Raw genomic sequence first — 15,888 nt, 5'->3', positions numbered from 1 at the left:
TGATTCCTGGCTTAGGGCGCCCCCTGAAAGCATTTATATGAATATAAGCCAACGTCCTGCCATTTTGATCGCGCGAGCGGTCTTCCCGGAAGTGGTGGAGCGCCTGCGCGAGCACTTTGAGGTCGAAACCAATGATCTTGATGCACCGTTCACGCCGGCGGAGCTGGTGGAGCGGCTGCAGGGCAAGGCGGGCATGATGACCACCGGCAGCGAGCGCATCGACGCCGCGCTGTTGGCTGGCTGTCCTCAGCTTCGGATTGTGGCCAACATCGCTGTCGGCTACAACAATTTTGACGTGGCCGCGATGTCTGCGGCTGGAGTGCTCGCCACCAACACGCCCGACGTGCTCACCGAAACCACCGCGGATTTTGGCTTTGCCCTGTTGATGGCCACGGCCCGCCGCATGGCGGAAAGCGAGCGGTTTCTGCGCGATGGCCTTTGGAATCGCTGGGCACTGGACATGTTTGCGGGCGCAGAGGTGCATGGCTCAACCTTGGGCATCCTGGGCATGGGCCGCATCGGGCAGGCGATCGCACGCCGAGCTGCGCTGGGCTTTGGCATGCCGGTGATTTACCACAACCGATCACGCCTTGATCCGCAAACCGAGGCCGACCTGCGCGCGCGCTATGTGAGCAAGGCCGAGTTGTTGGCGCAAGCCGACCACCTGATGCTGGTGCTGCCCTACAGCGCCGAGTCGCACCACGCGATCGGGGCCGCAGAGCTGGCCTGCATGAAGCCCTCGGCGACACTCATCAACATCGCCCGCGGCGGCATTGTGGACGATGGGGCTCTGGCCAGCGCTTTGCGCGAGCGGCGCATCGCTGCGGCCGGGCTGGATGTGTTTGAGGGTGAGCCCGGTGTGCATCCCGATTTGCTCACGGTGCCCAACGTGGTGCTCACGCCCCACATCGCCAGCGCCACCCTGAAAACGCGCCGCGCCATGGCTGATCTTGCTGCGGACAACCTGATCGCCTTCTTTGCCCGTGGCGAAGCCTTGACCCCCGTGAACGCTGGCCAACTGGCCGGCGGCTGATTTCCGGCGCGATTGGGGCGAGAGGGGCGGCGGGAAGGCGTTGCTTGAGTGCGGGCGTTCAAGGCTGCAGCAAAACAAGCCAGTCGAGGCGACCAGCCAGGCGCGCGTGGTCTTCTGCATTCAACCCCTGTTGATCGCGGGCCTGTCGACTGGCGCCGGCTGTCAGCAATTGCTCGAGGACGGCCTTCGATGTGCCTTCGGCCGCCAGCATGAGTGCGGTGCGGCCTGCGCTGTCGGGCACATCCACAAACCAGCCCTGCGCCAGAGCGCGGGTGACCGCCTCGGCATCGGCTTCCATCGCAGCCGTGTGCAGGACGGTGCTTGAGCCCGGGCTTTGCGCTTGCAAGGTTGAGCGCTGTTTCAGACGTTGATCCACAGGTGGACGCGTGCTTTCCGCTTTTGCTTTTGCTGGCGAGGGAAAGGGGGGCGTCGGGTTCAGGGCAGGCGCTTCTGACGCATCCAGACTGCGCCCCGGCTGGGCTGGATCCGAGGGCGGCGCAGCGGCGCCATCGCTGTCTTGTCTGTCGGCGCTCTCGGCTTGTGCGGGGCTCGCTTCAAGGTGCGAGAGGGGGGCTGCTGCGCGCGGGCTCGAAGGGGTTGGCGGGGCAGGTGTCGGTGAAGGTGCAGCCTGCGGCTCAGCCAGGCGTTCTGCCGGGGTGTCGCTCAGCCGGCTGGGCTGGCCGTTCTCGTCTGGGTGTGGAGCTGAAGCGATTGGTTTGTCGGGCGAAAGGGCAGGCGCTGCGTCCATGGCTGGCTTGGATCGACCATCGTCCGATGGCTGGGCCAATCGCGGGCTCGAAGGGCCCCAGGCGGTGGCCTGTTCTTCAGGCGTGCCGCGATCGAACTGCAGCACAAGCAACCCCACCAAACCCAGCACGGCGAGGCTGCCGAAGGCCCGCAGCTTCCAGGCGCCATCATTGGCCGCTGCTGGCCGTGATGCGGCTTCAGGGATGTTGTGTTGCTGCACCATGGTGCGGGCGTGCGCCAGCACCCGTTTCCGCGATGCCGGGCTGGGGCGCGCGTGGTCGTGCCCATTGGCTTCCTGGTAGCGCTGCAACAACGGGTCGTTTGGACGCTGATATTTTGGGGGCTGGGTGGGGGAGTTCATGCAAAGGCCTCCAGGGTTTCGCGCAGGCGGGCGCGGGCGTAGCGCAGCCGGCTCCTGGCGGTTTCAAGCGTCACGCCCGTGGCTTTGGCGATGTCGGCCACACTGAACCCGCCTTCGGCCTGCAACAAAAAAGCCGTGCGTTGAAGCTCGGGCAGGCAGGCCAGTGCATCGAGCAAGGCCTGAGCCTGCTCCCGTGAGTCGAGGCGCCGCTCTGGACCAAAGCCCGACTCGGCAGCCAAGGTGTCGGCCAATGCTGCTCCGTCTTCGGTGTGTGCGTCCAGACTCGCCAAGGGCTTGTGGCGCCGCCAGTGGTCAACCAGGCGGTGGTGGGCCAGCGTGAACAACCAAGTGCGAAATCGGGCCAGTTCTTGATAACCCGCCGCCTGACGCACCACGCTGAACCACACGTCCTGGGCCAGGTCATCGGACAGAGCCGGGTTCTGGAGCTGGCGTTGCAAGAAGCGCCACAGGGGCAGGGCGTGGCGGTCGTAGAGGGCTTCGAAGGCCAGTGTGTCGCCTGCGGCGTAGGCCCGCATCAGGTCGCCGTCGCTGGTTTCGCTGTGCACATGCATGCGCTGGATTATGAGCGGACGGGTGGCTGGCTTGCCTTGGGTGTGCCCTGGCGCGGGACATGCGCCAGGGTTCAAGACGGGTCGGGCACATAGCGCTGAGGGCTGGAATCTGGAAAGGGCTGGGACCGGGTCGGGATGGGCATCGCCGGAATGATGCCCATGGCTACCAAATTGTCGTGGCTGTCGTATCGAATGCGCACGATCTCGTCGGGGCGATCGCTGTGGCGCTCGAACGCGGTGTGCGAAACGCTGTCGTGTTCCCGCTCTCCATGGCCTGTTCCCAGGCGCAAGGCTGGCATGGGCGCGCTCTGTCGGTCAGCGGCTTGGTCCGCATTTTCACTGTTGCCCGTCTTGGCCAATGATTCTGGTGCTTCGCTGCGCTGGCGCTTCGGGGATGCCGGTTCGGCCTCGGCCGCGCGCTCCGCGTTGGCATGACCATTGCCCCGGAACTGAGGCGTCTGGCGCCACGACGGGAACGTTGGGGTGACGCTCATGGGTGGGGGGACTTCCTTTTCCCGAAAGAGGGCCACACCGATCACGCCCAGGTGATCGGGGCGTCCGGTGCGTTCTGCATACGAAGCCGGCGCCACAGTGAAGTGAAATGAAGCCACTTCCTGATCGCTCTTGCGCCAGCCTGTGATGCGGTAGGCCTGGCGTGGTGCGAGTACATAGCCAGTCTGGTGCAACGCGGCGGTCGCGCCAGAGATCACATTGACGCCATCAACCGAGACGACGCTCAGAACCCGCGCATGTTGCCGGTTCTGGAGGGACACGGCGTAGCGCGCCCCCGGACGGCCGGCAATCCAATAGTCCCCCTTGTGGCGAATCACGGGCAAAACCTCGCCGCTGTCGCGATCAATGACTTCGACATCGGTCAGCCGCCCCAAGGCTTGCGCGGGCAGGGGGCCGAGCAAAGCCAGCGAGGCAATGACAAACAGCACCAGCTGGCGTGACATCGGCAAGGGGCCAAAGGGAAGGCGATTCATGGGTGCGCTCCAGAAAGGGTTGATGAATCCACTGAAACGCAGGGGAGTGGCGATCGGGGTTAAACCCGCGTCTTGAAATTGCAATGAAACGTAACTGAACGGGCCGTGCCGAGGCGGGGTGAAGCGCGGTTGGGGTGGCCCAGCCCGAGGCTTCGAAGCGGAACAAAGTAGAAGCGAATGGCCTACTCAATATATTGAGGAAAAATAGTCTCTTGCATTTGATTGTTTCGTATTCAGCAATGCAGAGTCTCTAAACCAAGGGTTTTTCCCGATGGATGATCGTTTTAAAGTTCACTCATCGCAGCAAACAACGCTTTCGAAACAAATCGAAAAGAAGCGAAATCGCAGTGAAAAGACAACCGGCCGGGTGGCCGGCACGATCCATCAGCCAGTCATTCAAACCTTTGTATTTCCGTCTCGAAAGGACACACACCATGAACTCCGCAAAATTCTCCGCCATCGTTCTCGCCGTCGCCGCTGTGGCTTCGGGCTCCGCATTTGCCGCTGACAGTGGCCTGACCCGTGCTCAGGTGAAAGCCGAACTCGCCGCTGCCCAGCGCACCGGCAACGTGATCGCCAACAGCGAGAGCGGTGCCTTGGCCAAAGACGTGTCCCCCAACCTGTACCCCGCTGCTTACACCACCGAAGGTCTGAGCCGCGCCCAGGTGAAAGCCGAACTCGCCGCTGCCCAAGAAGCTGGTAATGTGATCGCCAACGGCGAATCCGGTCAGACCGTGGCCGAATTGAACCCCGCCAAATTCCCTGCAACGCTGTCCACCAAAACCCGCGCTGAAGTCAAGGCCGAACTGGCCCTGGCCCAGCGCACAGGCGACATCGTGATCAACGGTGAAACCGGCAAGACCCTTGCCCAGGCCTACCCAGCGCGCTTTGCCCCCGACAACGCTGTGGCACAGAATCCTGCCAACGCGCAAGTTTCCGGCCGTTACCAGGCGCCTTCGGCCAACTGATCGCAGCGTCCTGTACAGTCTCACCTCTCCAAGGGCGCCTTCGGGCGCAATTTCAAGCCGGCAGCGTGCATACGCAGCCGGCTTTTTTTGTGCACTGCCTTTGGCATTTCGAATCGCTCAGTTGTCTTTAAGTGACGCCAACGAGCCAGAGGATTCCGCTGTTTGCTTGGTGCTCTGGTACAAACCGCTTTTCATTCAGGGGGTTCCACATGAGCACTTTCTCCAAAATCATTTTGTTCACCGACACCGATGGTCGCGCGCGTTTTCGTGAAGAGCCACTGGCGCTCAACGAAGGCACACCCGCAGCGCGTCTCTCGGTGCTGATGGCCAGCGGTGGCCTGCAGTTGCGAGAGAGTCCGGTGGGCTTCCGGTCTGAATTTCATTGTTCAGTCCTCCCTCAGTGGTTGTTTGTGCTGCAGGGCCAGATGGACATCGGCTTGCAAGATGGCAGCATCCGCAGCTTCGGACCCGGCCAGCATTTCTATTCGACCGACACCTTGCCGGATGGCGCCACCTTCGACGCCCAGATCCATGGACACTGGAGCAGGCAAGTGGGCGATCAGCCGCTGGTCACGCTGTTTGTGAGAGCCTAAAGTTCCGTGGGTCCGTAGGGACACGGTTGTCCTCCCGGGCTCGGTTGAATCGGAGCGGTCTGCTGGACCGGGCTCTCCACCACACAGCCTCGGTGCATTCTTTTACAGATCCGTTGCCGCGCTGAACACCACCCCTAGGTATTTTGCTGTTCCCAGCGGATCAAAGCGCGCACAAAACCGTGGTCGCTTTTGGCGCGGCTGCGCCCTTCAAAGAGGTGATCGTTGAACACCTGCACCCGCAGCACCTCGCCGATGGCATGGCGGCTTTTCGCGGTGAATTCTTCGCTGACCAGAATCTGGTCGAGCACCTCGGGGTAGCCTTGGTGGATGTGTGAAAAGGCGACATCGCGGCGCAGGGCCGATTCGCCTTGAACATCCCAGGCGCTGAACAGGGCGCTGTCGTAGGCACCGCGGTCATACGCCACTTGTGAGGTGTTGGCCACCAGCTGGGTTGTGACGCTGTAGGGGCTGTCGTTGAGGTCGCCCATCATGACCAAAGGTTCTCGCGTGCGATGCAGGACTTCAACCACCCTCAAGCGAACCGCCAGTGCTTCGGCGCCGCGCATGATGAGAGAGCGCAGGCTGCCCAAGGCTTGAACGGTCGGGTCGTCGCGGTCTTCAATGGTGTTGCCTTGCTCATCGCTCAGGAGCTTGGGTCGTTTGGATTTGAAGTGCGCCGTGATGACATGGAGGCAGGGCCCATTTTTCAGGCGCAAGGTGGCGTGCAGCGGCGGGCGCTCAAAGCGGGAATAGGGGCCCATGCCGGGCACGTCGACCACGGCTTGTGGCGGAAAGTCCACCAGTGAATCGACGGACTCAACCGCCAGGCGGGTGATCAGGCCCACGCGGGGTGTGCCTTGGGCTCCCTGCTGACCGGGACCATTTTCTGCGCCTGGCACGCCGATGAATTTGTAGCGCAGGCCGCTGCGTTTCACGGCTTCCTGCAATGCGGCTTCGTCCCAAACCTCTTGCACTGTGAGCACATCGGCATTGAGTGTTTTGATGCGCTCGCCGAGCCAGTCCACCTTGCGCTCGTATTCGCTGTTGCTGTAGGGCGCTTGTCCGGGATAGAAGTCGCGGCCCGGCAAGGCCAGGTTGAGCACGTTGCAGGTGGCAACGGTCAAGGTGGAATAGGCGATGGGTCTTTCGTCGGTGTTGGGATTATCCATGTTGCCATCGTAGGTCATGAGCCGCATGCCTTTGATCGGAAATGCCGAATTCAGGCTGCTGGCGTGAACGCGTTCTCGGCAAACGCCTCCTTCAATGGCGTGATCTGACCGGAGTGGGTGGAGTCGTAGCCGGGCAGGGCGTTGACCGATGACTTGAAGTCGGGATCGGCCAGGATGGACAGGGTCTTTTGCATCACCGGGTGTTGGAGGGTGGCTTCGTGGCAGATCAGGAAGTAGCGCTCGTTGACCATGGGAATGAAGTCAAGCTGAAAGTAGCGTGCCGGGCGCTCCAGCCCAAAACCGGCATCGGCCAGGCCGCTGGCCACGAAGGCGGCCACAGACGCGTGGGTGGCTTCGCTTTGCTCGAAGCCCGCGATCTCCGCCCCGGAGATGCGCCGCTCTCCCAACAGGCCTTCCAGCAGAAAACGGGTGCCCGAATCGGCAGGCCGGTTGATGAAACGCACGTCTTCGCGCGTCAAATCATTCAGGTCGTAGATTTTTTTCGGATTGCCTGGCGCAACCATCAGCCCCTGGCGACGGGTAGAGATGTCGACCAGCATCAGGTCGGGCGCACTCAGCCATTGTGCGTAGTGCTCCAGCGCACGGGCCTGTTGCGATCCGAACGGGATATGGATGCCGCAGGCTTCACAGGCGCCGTCGTGCAACCCGGCGGCGGCGGCTGTGCTTGAGGCATAGCGCCGCGCAACTTGCTGGCCTTGTTCCAGCAACTGTTCGATGAGCTTTTCGATGGAAAAGCCGTAGCTGGCATGCAGGCGAAATGCGCTGTCGCCGAGACTGCCCACCTTGGCGATTTCGTGCGAGAGCTCGGAGGCCAGCGAGTCCAGGATCGGTTGCAGGCGCGCCATGATGCGCAAATCGGCCCACACCAGCTTTTCTGCCAAGGGCGAGAGCGTAGAGCCTTTGCCGCGCTCCATGTGCAGCAGCGTGGTGTTGAAGTGGGCTTCGCCGGCACGCACCAGATCCCAGGCATGCCGGTAGGACATGCCCAGTTTCTGGCAGGCCGCCAACAGGCTGCCTTCGGTGTGCACGGCGGTCAACAACTCAATTAGCCGAGGTGAGAGGTTGCCGGCGTCTCCGCCCTGGATGGTCCACACCGGCTTGATCGAAATTCTTTTCATCGGGAAAACCCTTTATGACCTGAAGCGCCTATGGGTGCTGCCCTCTCGCTCATATTGCGCGCCGCTTGAGAGGCCACGATGATGCACGAGGTTTTCATGGAATCACAACACAAAGAGGAGACAACGATGGGGACATCTGCAGTGGCCACTGGGGCCTTGGTTGGGGATGGCGGAGAGGGGCTGCTGTCCAAGGAACGCATCATCGCCGCACCGGGTTTCAGCCGCTGGCTGGTGCCGCCGGCTGCTTTGGCGATTCATTTGTGCATTGGTATGGCCTATGGCTTTTCGGTGTTCTGGTTGCCGCTGTCGAAAGCGCTGGGCATCAAGGAAGCCCTGAAATGTGGGCCCGATGTCGGCTTCTTCGGTCAGCTTTTCACCACCAGTTGCGATTGGTCCATCGCCACTTTGGGCTGGATGTACACCCTGTTTTTTGTGTTCCTCGGCCTGGCCGCAGCGGTCTGGGGTGGCTGGTTGGAGCGAGTGGGACCCCGCAAGGTCGGTGTACTCGCGGCTTTTTGCTGGGGGGGTGGCATGTTGATTTCCGCACTGGGAATCTACCTGCACCAGTTCTGGATCATGGTGCTGGGGTCGGGCGTCATCGGCGGCATCGGTCTGGGCCTGGGGTACATCTCACCGGTGTCCACGTTGATCAAGTGGTTCCCGGACAAACGCGGCATGGCGACCGGCATGGCCATCATGGGTTTTGGTGGTGGCGCCATGATCGGCTCACCGTTGGCCGCTGAACTGATGAAGTTTTTTTCCACGTCGACCGAAGTGGGCGTGTGGCAGACCTTTGCGGTGATGGGTTCGATTTACATCGTTGCGATGCTGTGTGGCGCGTTTGGCTACCGCATTCCGGCCAGCGGCTGGAAACCCAAAGGCTGGACACCACCGGTGGCGCAGGGCAGCAACGCCATGATCACCCACGGCCACGTCCACGTGAAAAAAGTCTGGGGCATTCCCCAGTTCTGGCTGGTGTGGATGGTCTTGACGATGAACGTGTCGGCCGGTATCGGTGTGATCGGCATGGCCAGCCCGATGTTGCAAGAGGTATTTGGCGGCAGCCTGATCGGCGTGGCAGGCAAGTTCAGCGAGCTGGACAAAACGCAACTCACGGCGATTGCAGGTGTGGCAGCCGGATTTGCGGCCTTGCTCAGCCTGTTCAATATTGTGGGGCGATTCTTCTGGGCCAGCCTGTCTGACAAGCTCGGTCGCAAGATGACCTACACGCTGTTTTTCTTGCTCGGCGGCATTTTGTATTTCAGCATTCCGGCCAGTGCCGGTTCGGCCAACAAGCTGATGTTTGTAGGCGCCTTCTGCATCATCTTGAGCATGTACGGCGGCTCGTTCGCCACCGTACCGGCTTACCTGGCCGATTTGTTTGGCACTCAAATGGTCGGCGCGATTCATGGCCGCCTGCTGACGGCCTGGGCCACGGCCGGCATCATCGGACCGGTGGTGGTGAACTACATGCGCGAATACCAGCTGGGGCTGGGCATTCCCCGCGAGCAGGTGTACAACCAGACCATGTACATCCTGGTGGGCATGTTGTTGGTTGGATTGATTTGCAACCTGCTGGTGCGCCCCGTGGCCGACAAACACTTCATGACCGATGCCGAACTGGCGCAAGAAAAGCGACTGGCGCACGACAATGCCAAAGCTGGCGAAGTGGGCAAGAGTCACGAGGCGTTTCACGCCACAAAGTCGCTGACGGTGGCCCTGGCGTGGGCGGCCGTGGGCATTCCTTTGGCATGGGGCGTTTACCGCACCATGCTCAGCGCGGCCAAGTTTTTTAGCTGAGCCGCTTTCACCTTCGGATCCCGCAGCGATGCGCAGTGCGATCCGTTTTCTAACTTCCGGAGCCATGGAATGCCAGAGCAGCTCGATACCCTGATCCAACAACACCGAAACCAGGCGGGTGGACTGATGCCTTTGCTGCATGCGGTTCAGGCTGCATATGGCTGTGTGTCGCCCGAAGCGGTTGAACCCATTGCCAAAGGCTTCAACCTGTCACGGGCTGAGGTTCACGGTGTGATCAGTTATTACCACCATTTCCGCAGCACACCGCCTGGTCGAACCGTGGTGCAGGTGTGTCAGGCCGAGTCTTGCAAAGCTTGTGGATCTGACGGTTTGATGGCGGAAGTCGAGCAGCGCCTGGGTATCAAGGCGCATGAAACGCGGGCCGACGGTGCGGTGTCGCTGGAGCCGGTGTATTGCCTTGGCTTGTGTGCCCAGTCGCCTGCCATGCAGGTGAACGAACGCATGTATGCGCGGGTGACTCCCGAGCGCCTGGCAGCGGTCTTGTCTGCGGTGGAGGTGGCGGCATGAGTGCGGTGAAGGTGTTTGTGCCTTGCGACTCTGCTTCACTGGCCGCAGGGGCCGATGATGTGGTGGCTTCGTTGCTCAGCGAATGCGCGAAGCGTGGGCTGGCGATTGATCTGGTGCGCAATGGCTCGCGGGGTTTGTTCTGGCTAGAACCCCTGGTAGAGGTGAGCACGGCCCTGGGTCGCGTCGCTTACGGGCCGGTCACGTCGGACGATGTGGCTCCCCTGCTGGAGGCGGGCCTGCTGACCGGTGGTGCACACGCCTTGCGCCAAGGCATCACCGAGCAAATTCCTTTTCTCGCCTTGCAAGAACGCCTGACTTTCCGCCGCATGGGCATCACCGATCCGTTGAGTCTGGCCGATTATGAAACCCATGACGGCTGGCAAGGGCTGAAGCGGGCCGTGGGGATGTCGTCAACCGATCTGCTGCACGAGGTCACCCACTCGGGGTTGCGCGGCCGAGGTGGTGCGGCGTTTCCGGCGGGTATCAAGTGGAAAACCGTGGCGGGCACTGCTGCCGGACAGAAGTACGTGGTCTGCAACGCCGATGAAGGCGACTCGGGCACCTATTCCGATCGCATGACGATGGAGGGTGACCCCTACATGCTGATCGAAGGCATGGCCATCGCAGCGATGACAGTCGGGGCCACACAAGGCTATATCTACATCCGCAGCGAGTATCCGCACGCGGTGGCAACGATGACGCGGGCCATAAAACTCGCCACTGCGGCCGGGTTTCTGGGCGACCGTGTGCTCGGCAGCGAGCACGCGTTCCACCTTGAAGTTCGCAAGGCGGCTGGGTCGTATGTGTGCGGCGAAGAAACGGCGATGTTGGAGAGCCTTGAGGGCAAGCGTGGCATTGTGCGCGCCAAGCCGCCGCTGCCTGCGATCGAGGGCCTGTTTGGGCAGCCCACGGTGATCAACAATGTGATCACCTTTGCCAGCGTGCCGGTGATTCTGGCGCGCGGCGCGCAGTTTTACCGCGACTACGGCATGGGCCGATCACACGGCACGCTGCCGTTCCAATTGGCGGGCAATGTGAAGCAGGGCGGTCTGGTGGAAAAGGCATTTGGCCTCACGCTGCGCGAACTGCTTTATGGTTTTGGAGGCGGCACGCGCAGCGGTCGCCCGATCAAGGCGGTGCAGGTGGGCGGACCGCTGGGCGCTTATGTGCCGGAGGCGCAATGGGATGTGCCGCTGGACTATGAGGCCTATGCCGCGATTGGCGCGGTGCTGGGGCATGGCGGTATCGTGGTGCACGACGACACCGCCGACATGGCCTCGCTCGCTCGCTACGCGATGGAGTTCTGTGCCATTGAGAGCTGCGGCAAATGCACCCCTTGCCGTATCGGCTCCACGCGCGGCGTGGAAGTGATCGACCGCATCACGGGCGGAGCGAATCGTGCGACCACGCCGGGCCGTTCTCAAGGGGAATTACCCCCCATGGGGAAAGGGGCGCCCAAAGGCGACAGAGGGGGCCAACAGTGGGAGCAGGTTGTCTTGCTGCGCGACCTGTGCGAGACCATGGTCGGTGGCAGCCTGTGTGCCATGGGCAGCATGACGCCGCTGCCGGTGCTGTCCGCACTCGACCACTACCCGGAAGATTTTGGATTGACCAGCGACGACCGCCAGGCCGCGTGAAGGAGAACGGTATGTTGAAAACTTTCAAAATTGAAATTGACCGCGGCACACCGGCGCGCACCTCCAGTGAGACGGTGGAGCTGACGATCGATGGCAACAAGGTGCATGTTCCCAAAGGCACTTCGTTGATGCGGGCTGCGGCAGATGCTGGCATCAATGTGCCCAAACTCTGCGCCACCGACAGCCTGGAGCCCTTCGGCTCCTGCCGCCTGTGTCTGGTCGAAATCGATGGCCGCAAGGGCACGCCCGCTTCCTGCACCACGCCCGCAGAGTCGGGCATGGTGGTGCACACCCAAACGCCCAAGCTGCAAAAGCTGCGCAAGGGCGTGATGGAGTTGTACATCTCGGACCACCCACTGGATTGTCTGACCTGCAGCGCCAACGGCAATTGCGAGTTGCAGGACATGGCCGGCGTGACCGGTCTGCGCAACGTGCGTTACGGCGTGGGCGGGCAGTCGGTGGACGGCGTGGCCGGTGCACACCATTGCGATGCAAAAAAGGACGAGTCGAATCCCTATTTCACCTTTGATGCCAGCAAGTGCATCGTCTGCAACCGCTGCGTGCGAGCTTGCGAAGAAACGCAGGGCACCTTCGCGCTGACCATCTCCGGGCGCGGGTTTGAGAGCCGCGTTTCGCCAGGACAAGACCAGCCGTTCATGGACAGTGAGTGCGTGAGCTGCGGGGCCTGTGTGGAAGCGTGCCCCACCGCGACGTTGCAAGAAAAATCCATCATCGAGTTGGGTCAACCCGAGCACAGCGCCATTACCACCTGCGCGTATTGCGGCGTGGGCTGTGGCTTCAAGGCCGAGATGAAGGGCAACACCGTGGTGCGCATGGTGCCGTGGAAAGACGGCAAGGCCAACGAGGGGCATTCCTGCGTCAAGGGACGATTTGCCTGGGGCTACGCCACCCACAAAGACCGCATCACCAAGCCCATGATTCGCGCCAAGATCACCGATCCATGGCGCGAAGTGAGCTGGGATGAAGCCATCAATTACGCCGCCGGCGAGTTCAAGCGCATCCAGGCGAAACACGGAAAAGATTCGGTGGGCGGCATCACGTCGAGCCGTTGCACCAACGAAGAGGTGTACCTGGTTCAGAAGCTCATTCGCGCCGCCTTTGGCACCAACAACGTGGACACCTGCGCCCGCGTCTGCCATTCGCCCACCGGCTACGGTATGGGCCAGACCTTTGGCACCTCCGCAGGCACACAGACCTTCAAGTCTGTGGAGCAGGCTGATGTGATCATGGTGATTGGCGCCAACCCCACCGACGCACATCCGGTGTTTGCCTCGCGCATGAAGCGCCGTTTGCGCGAAGGCGCGCGGCTTATCGTGGTCGATCCGCGCCGCATTGAGCTGGTGGAAACGCCGCACGTGCGCGCCGAGCACCACCTGGCGTTGAAGCCGGGCACCAACGTGGCCATGATCACGGCATTGGCCCATGTTGTCGCCACCGAAGGGCTGATCAACGAACCCTATGTGGCCGAGCGCTGTGATGCCAAGAGCTTCAACGAGTGGCGTGGATTTGTGAGTCGCCCCGAAAACTCGCCCGAGGCGTTTGAGGCGGTGACCGGCGTGCCTGCTGACGAAGTGCGCAAGGCAGCGCGCCTGTTTGCCAGCGGCCCGAACTCCGCCATTTATTACGGCCTGGGCGTGACCGAGCATGCGCAAGGTTCGACCATGGTGATCGGCATTGCCAACCTGGCCATGGCTTGTGGAATGGTCGGTCGTGAAGGCGTGGGTGTGAACCCGTTGCGCGGTCAGAACAACGTGCAGGGCAGTTGTGACATGGGCAGCTTTCCGCACGAGCTGCCCGGCTATCGCCATATCGGCGACACCACGGTGCGCTCGCAGTTTGAGGCCCATTGGGGTGTGGAGATCAGTCCCGAGCCGGGCCTGCGAATTCCGAATATGTTTGAAGCAGCGCTGGGTGGCACCTTCCTCGGCCTGTACTGCCAAGGTGAAGACATCGTGCAGTCGGACCCGAACACGCAACATGTATCGGCCGCGCTGTCCGCGATGGAGTGCATCGTGGTGCAGGACATCTTCCTTAACGAAACGGCGAAATACGCCCATGTGCTGCTGCCGGGCAGCAGCTTTCTGGAGAAAGACGGCACGTTTACCAACGCCGAGCGCCGCATCAGCCGGGTGCGCCAGGTGATGCCTCCACTGGCGGGTCTGGGTGACTGGGAAGTGACCATGAAGCTGTCCAATGCACTGGGTTACCCCATGCACTACGGCCACCCCGAAGAGATCATGCAGGAGATCGCCGAGCTCACGCCGTCGTTCCAGGGCGTGAGCTTCGAGAAGATCGACCGGCTGGGCAGCGTGCAGTGGCCATGCAATGAAGACACGGAAGAGGCCGGCACATCCACCATGCACGTGGACCAGTTTGTGCGCGGTAAGGGCAAGTTTTTCAACACCCAGTACATCCCCAGCGATGAGAAGGTCACGCGCCGCTTTCCGCTGCTGTTGACCACCGGACGCATCCTGAGTCAGTACAACGTGGGCGCACAAACCCGCCGCACACCCAACAACCAGTGGCACGACGAAGACCTGCTGGAGATCCACCCGCACGATGCGCTGGACCGCGGCATCAAAGAGGGTGACTGGGTGGGCATCAGCAGCCGGGCTGGCCAGACGGTCATGCGTGCTCAGATCAGCGAGCGCATGCAGCCAGGCGTGGTCTACACGACCTTTCACTTTCCCGAAAGTGGCGCCAACGTGATCACTACCGACAGCTCAGACTGGGCCACCAATTGCCCGGAGTACAAGGTGACGGCGGTGCAGGTGGTGCCGGTAACACAGGTATCGGAGTGGCAGCAAGGGTACGCCGCTTTTGACCGCCAGCAAATGGCTTTGCTCAAGCAGGCCAAGGCCAGGCCTGCGGGTGAAGCGGTGGGCTCATGAAACCCTACGAAAGGGAGGTGGTGATGCCCCCAGGCGTGCGCACACAAACCGTCACGGCGTTGCGTGGTGGTGTGACATCGGTCAAGCCAGACTGGGTGGCCGAGGAAGTGCCTGTGGCACTGGTGTTCAACGGCATTTCCCATGCGGTGATGCTGGCGAGCCCGGATCACCTGGAAGACTTTGCGCTGGGCTTTGGGTTGACGGAGGGCTTGCTGGCGGATCGCAGCGAGTTGTATGGAATCGAGATCGAGCGCGATCAAAGGGGTATCAGCCTGCAGCTGGAAGTGGCTGCGGCTTGTGAGTGGCGGTTGAAAGAGCGCCGCCGCAATCTGACGGGTCGCACCGGGTGCGGCTTGTGTGGAACCGAGAGCCTGGATCAGGTGAGCCGATCGGTGCCGATGGCCCCTGCCGTGCAACTGCGGTCCGGTGCCTTGGCGCATGGGCAAAGGGCCTTGCGTGAGTGGCAGGTGTTGCAGCAGCTCACCGGCGCGGCCCATGCAGCGGCCTGGTGCGATCTGGACGGTCACATTGTGGTGCTGAGAGAAGACATCGGACGCCACAATGCGCTCGACAAATTGATTGGCGCCATGACCCTGGCCCAGCTGGACCGCACCGAAGGCTGGGTTCTGGTCACCAGCCGTGCCAGCTTCGAGATGGTGCAAAAGACCGCGATGTCAGGCGCTGGTGTGCTGGCGGCGGTGTCAGCCCCCACCTCCTTGGCGGTGGAACTTGCTCAGCGCTGTGGGCTGGCGCTGGCAGGCTTTGTGCGCGGCGACGATTGCGTGGCCTACACCCATCCCCAACGGTTTGGTTTGCTGCAACCCTGAATCTGTACCCACAAGAGAGAGACGCTCCCAATGGATATTCAAAACCTTGTTTCCATGGCCAACCGCATTGGCCAATTCTTCGAATCTTTCAGCGACCGCAATGAGGCGTTGGAGGGCATCAGCAACCACATTCACAAATTCTGGGAGCCACGCATGCGGCGCGAGTTGTTGGCCCATTTGGATGGCAATGGCGCGAATGGGCTCTCGCCGATCGTGATTGACGCAGTTCGAGCACACCGATCCGAGTGGGGACTGGTCGAAGCGCGTTCCCAGTAGACGTCAGAAACGAAAACAGCGGGAACAAATCCCGCTGTTTTCACCTGGAGAAAGCTTGGGTTACTTGGTGGCGGCATTCTTCGCCAAAGACTTTTCTGCAGGCGTTGCAGCGGCTTCTTCTGCAGGAGCAACTTCAACAGCTTTCTTCACCATAGGCTTTGCAGCAGGTGCAGGTGCAGCGGCGGCTGGCGTTGCTGCGTTGGCTGCAAACACGGTGAACGCAGAGATGAGGGCGATGCGCAGTTTGTTCATGAACAGCTCCAGGCGTGTGTGGGTCCGGTGGCGGTGCCCCGCGAGAAACTCAGTTTTTCACGAATTGATTTATTGATCACTGAATGAA

The 15,888-nt window shown here is 61.7% G+C and carries 15 protein-coding genes; 9 read left to right on the top strand and 6 right to left on the bottom strand.

The window, feature by feature from the left end; all coding sequences use genetic code 11:
• Positions 1-37: 37 nt before the first annotated feature.
• On the top strand, positions 38-1,033 hold the full coding sequence (locus E5678_RS08550) for a D-glycerate dehydrogenase (protein ID WP_136178124.1): 996 nt from the start codon (positions 38-40) through the stop codon (positions 1,031-1,033).
• A 58-nt stretch (positions 1,034-1,091) separates the two neighbouring features.
• Here the strand turns inward: E5678_RS08550 and E5678_RS08545 are convergent, their stop codons facing one another.
• The 3 genes from E5678_RS08545 to E5678_RS08535 all read right to left on the bottom strand — a co-directional run bounded on the left by E5678_RS08545 (position 1,092) and on the right by E5678_RS08535 (position 3,699).
• Positions 1,092-2,141, bottom strand: a complete 1,050-nt coding sequence (locus E5678_RS08545) for an ankyrin repeat domain-containing protein (protein ID WP_136178123.1) — start codon at positions 2,139-2,141, stop codon at positions 1,092-1,094.
• Positions 2,138-2,713, bottom strand: a complete 576-nt coding sequence (locus tag E5678_RS08540; RefSeq protein ID WP_247596953.1) for a sigma-70 family RNA polymerase sigma factor — start codon at positions 2,711-2,713, stop codon at positions 2,138-2,140. The genes E5678_RS08545 and E5678_RS08540 overlap by 4 nt, the downstream gene beginning before the upstream one ends.
• A gap of 71 nt (positions 2,714-2,784) precedes the next feature.
• Positions 2,785-3,699, bottom strand: coding sequence for a hypothetical protein (locus tag E5678_RS08535; protein WP_247596952.1), 915 nt, complete (start codon positions 3,697-3,699; stop codon positions 2,785-2,787).
• A 434-nt stretch (positions 3,700-4,133) separates the two neighbouring features.
• Here E5678_RS08535 and E5678_RS08530 point away from each other — a divergent pair, with 434 nt between their 5' ends.
• Positions 4,134-4,667, top strand: coding sequence for a DUF4148 domain-containing protein (locus E5678_RS08530; RefSeq protein ID WP_168708520.1), 534 nt, complete (start codon positions 4,134-4,136; stop codon positions 4,665-4,667).
• A gap of 209 nt (positions 4,668-4,876) precedes the next feature.
• Entirely contained in the window at positions 4,877-5,260 is a 384-nt protein-coding gene (locus tag E5678_RS08525; RefSeq protein ID WP_136178122.1) for a hypothetical protein, read from the top strand.
• A gap of 134 nt (positions 5,261-5,394) precedes the next feature.
• On the opposite strand, the gene E5678_RS08520 is transcribed toward E5678_RS08525, so the two are convergent.
• Entirely contained in the window at positions 5,395-6,447 is a 1,053-nt protein-coding gene (locus E5678_RS08520) for an endonuclease/exonuclease/phosphatase family protein (protein ID WP_247596951.1), read from the bottom strand.
• 32 nt (positions 6,448-6,479) lie between these two features.
• A complete protein-coding gene (locus tag E5678_RS08515; protein ID WP_136178120.1) occupies positions 6,480-7,568 on the bottom strand; it encodes a substrate-binding domain-containing protein in 1,089 nt (362 codons plus the stop codon).
• Between the two features lie 126 nt (positions 7,569-7,694).
• Here E5678_RS08515 and E5678_RS08510 point away from each other — a divergent pair, with 126 nt between their 5' ends.
• The 6 genes from E5678_RS08510 (at position 7,695) to E5678_RS08485 (ending at position 15,548) form a co-directional block, all read left to right on the top strand.
• On the top strand, positions 7,695-9,368 hold the full coding sequence (locus tag E5678_RS08510; RefSeq protein ID WP_136178119.1) for an OFA family MFS transporter: 1,674 nt from the start codon (positions 7,695-7,697) through the stop codon (positions 9,366-9,368).
• A 69-nt stretch (positions 9,369-9,437) separates the two neighbouring features.
• The gene (locus tag E5678_RS08505; protein WP_136178118.1) at positions 9,438-9,896 is read left to right on the top strand and encodes a formate dehydrogenase subunit gamma; all 459 of its coding nucleotides are present in this window, start codon (positions 9,438-9,440) and stop codon (positions 9,894-9,896) included.
• Positions 9,893-11,533: a formate dehydrogenase beta subunit gene (locus E5678_RS08500; protein WP_136178117.1), complete on the top strand. Its 1,641-nt coding sequence runs from the start codon at positions 9,893-9,895 to the stop codon at positions 11,531-11,533. The genes E5678_RS08505 and E5678_RS08500 overlap by 4 nt, the downstream gene beginning before the upstream one ends.
• Positions 11,534-11,544: 11 nt before the next feature.
• Positions 11,545-14,445, top strand: a complete 2,901-nt coding sequence (gene fdhF / locus E5678_RS08495; protein WP_136178116.1) for a formate dehydrogenase subunit alpha — start codon at positions 11,545-11,547, stop codon at positions 14,443-14,445.
• Positions 14,442-15,272 carry a formate dehydrogenase accessory sulfurtransferase FdhD gene (gene fdhD / locus E5678_RS08490; protein ID WP_136178115.1) on the top strand — a complete coding sequence of 277 codons (831 nt, stop codon included), beginning with the start codon at positions 14,442-14,444 and terminating at the stop codon, positions 15,270-15,272. Before fdhF ends, fdhD begins: the two co-directional genes overlap by 4 nt.
• Positions 15,273-15,302: 30 nt before the next feature.
• The gene (locus E5678_RS08485; protein WP_136178114.1) at positions 15,303-15,548 is read left to right on the top strand and encodes a formate dehydrogenase subunit delta; all 246 of its coding nucleotides are present in this window, start codon (positions 15,303-15,305) and stop codon (positions 15,546-15,548) included.
• Between the two features lie 60 nt (positions 15,549-15,608).
• On the opposite strand, the gene E5678_RS08480 is transcribed toward E5678_RS08485, so the two are convergent.
• On the bottom strand, positions 15,609-15,800 hold the full coding sequence (locus E5678_RS08480; protein WP_136178113.1) for a hypothetical protein: 192 nt from the start codon (positions 15,798-15,800) through the stop codon (positions 15,609-15,611).
• Positions 15,801-15,888: the final 88 nt, after the last annotated feature.

Origin of the sequence: Hydrogenophaga sp. PAMC20947 (assembly GCF_004795855.1) — a bacterium.
In the GTDB taxonomy this organism is placed as follows: domain Bacteria; phylum Pseudomonadota; class Gammaproteobacteria; order Burkholderiales; family Burkholderiaceae_C; genus Hydrogenophaga.
The sequence above is the reverse complement of the archived record's forward strand: the minus strand, read 5'-3'. Positions and strand labels throughout refer to the sequence as shown.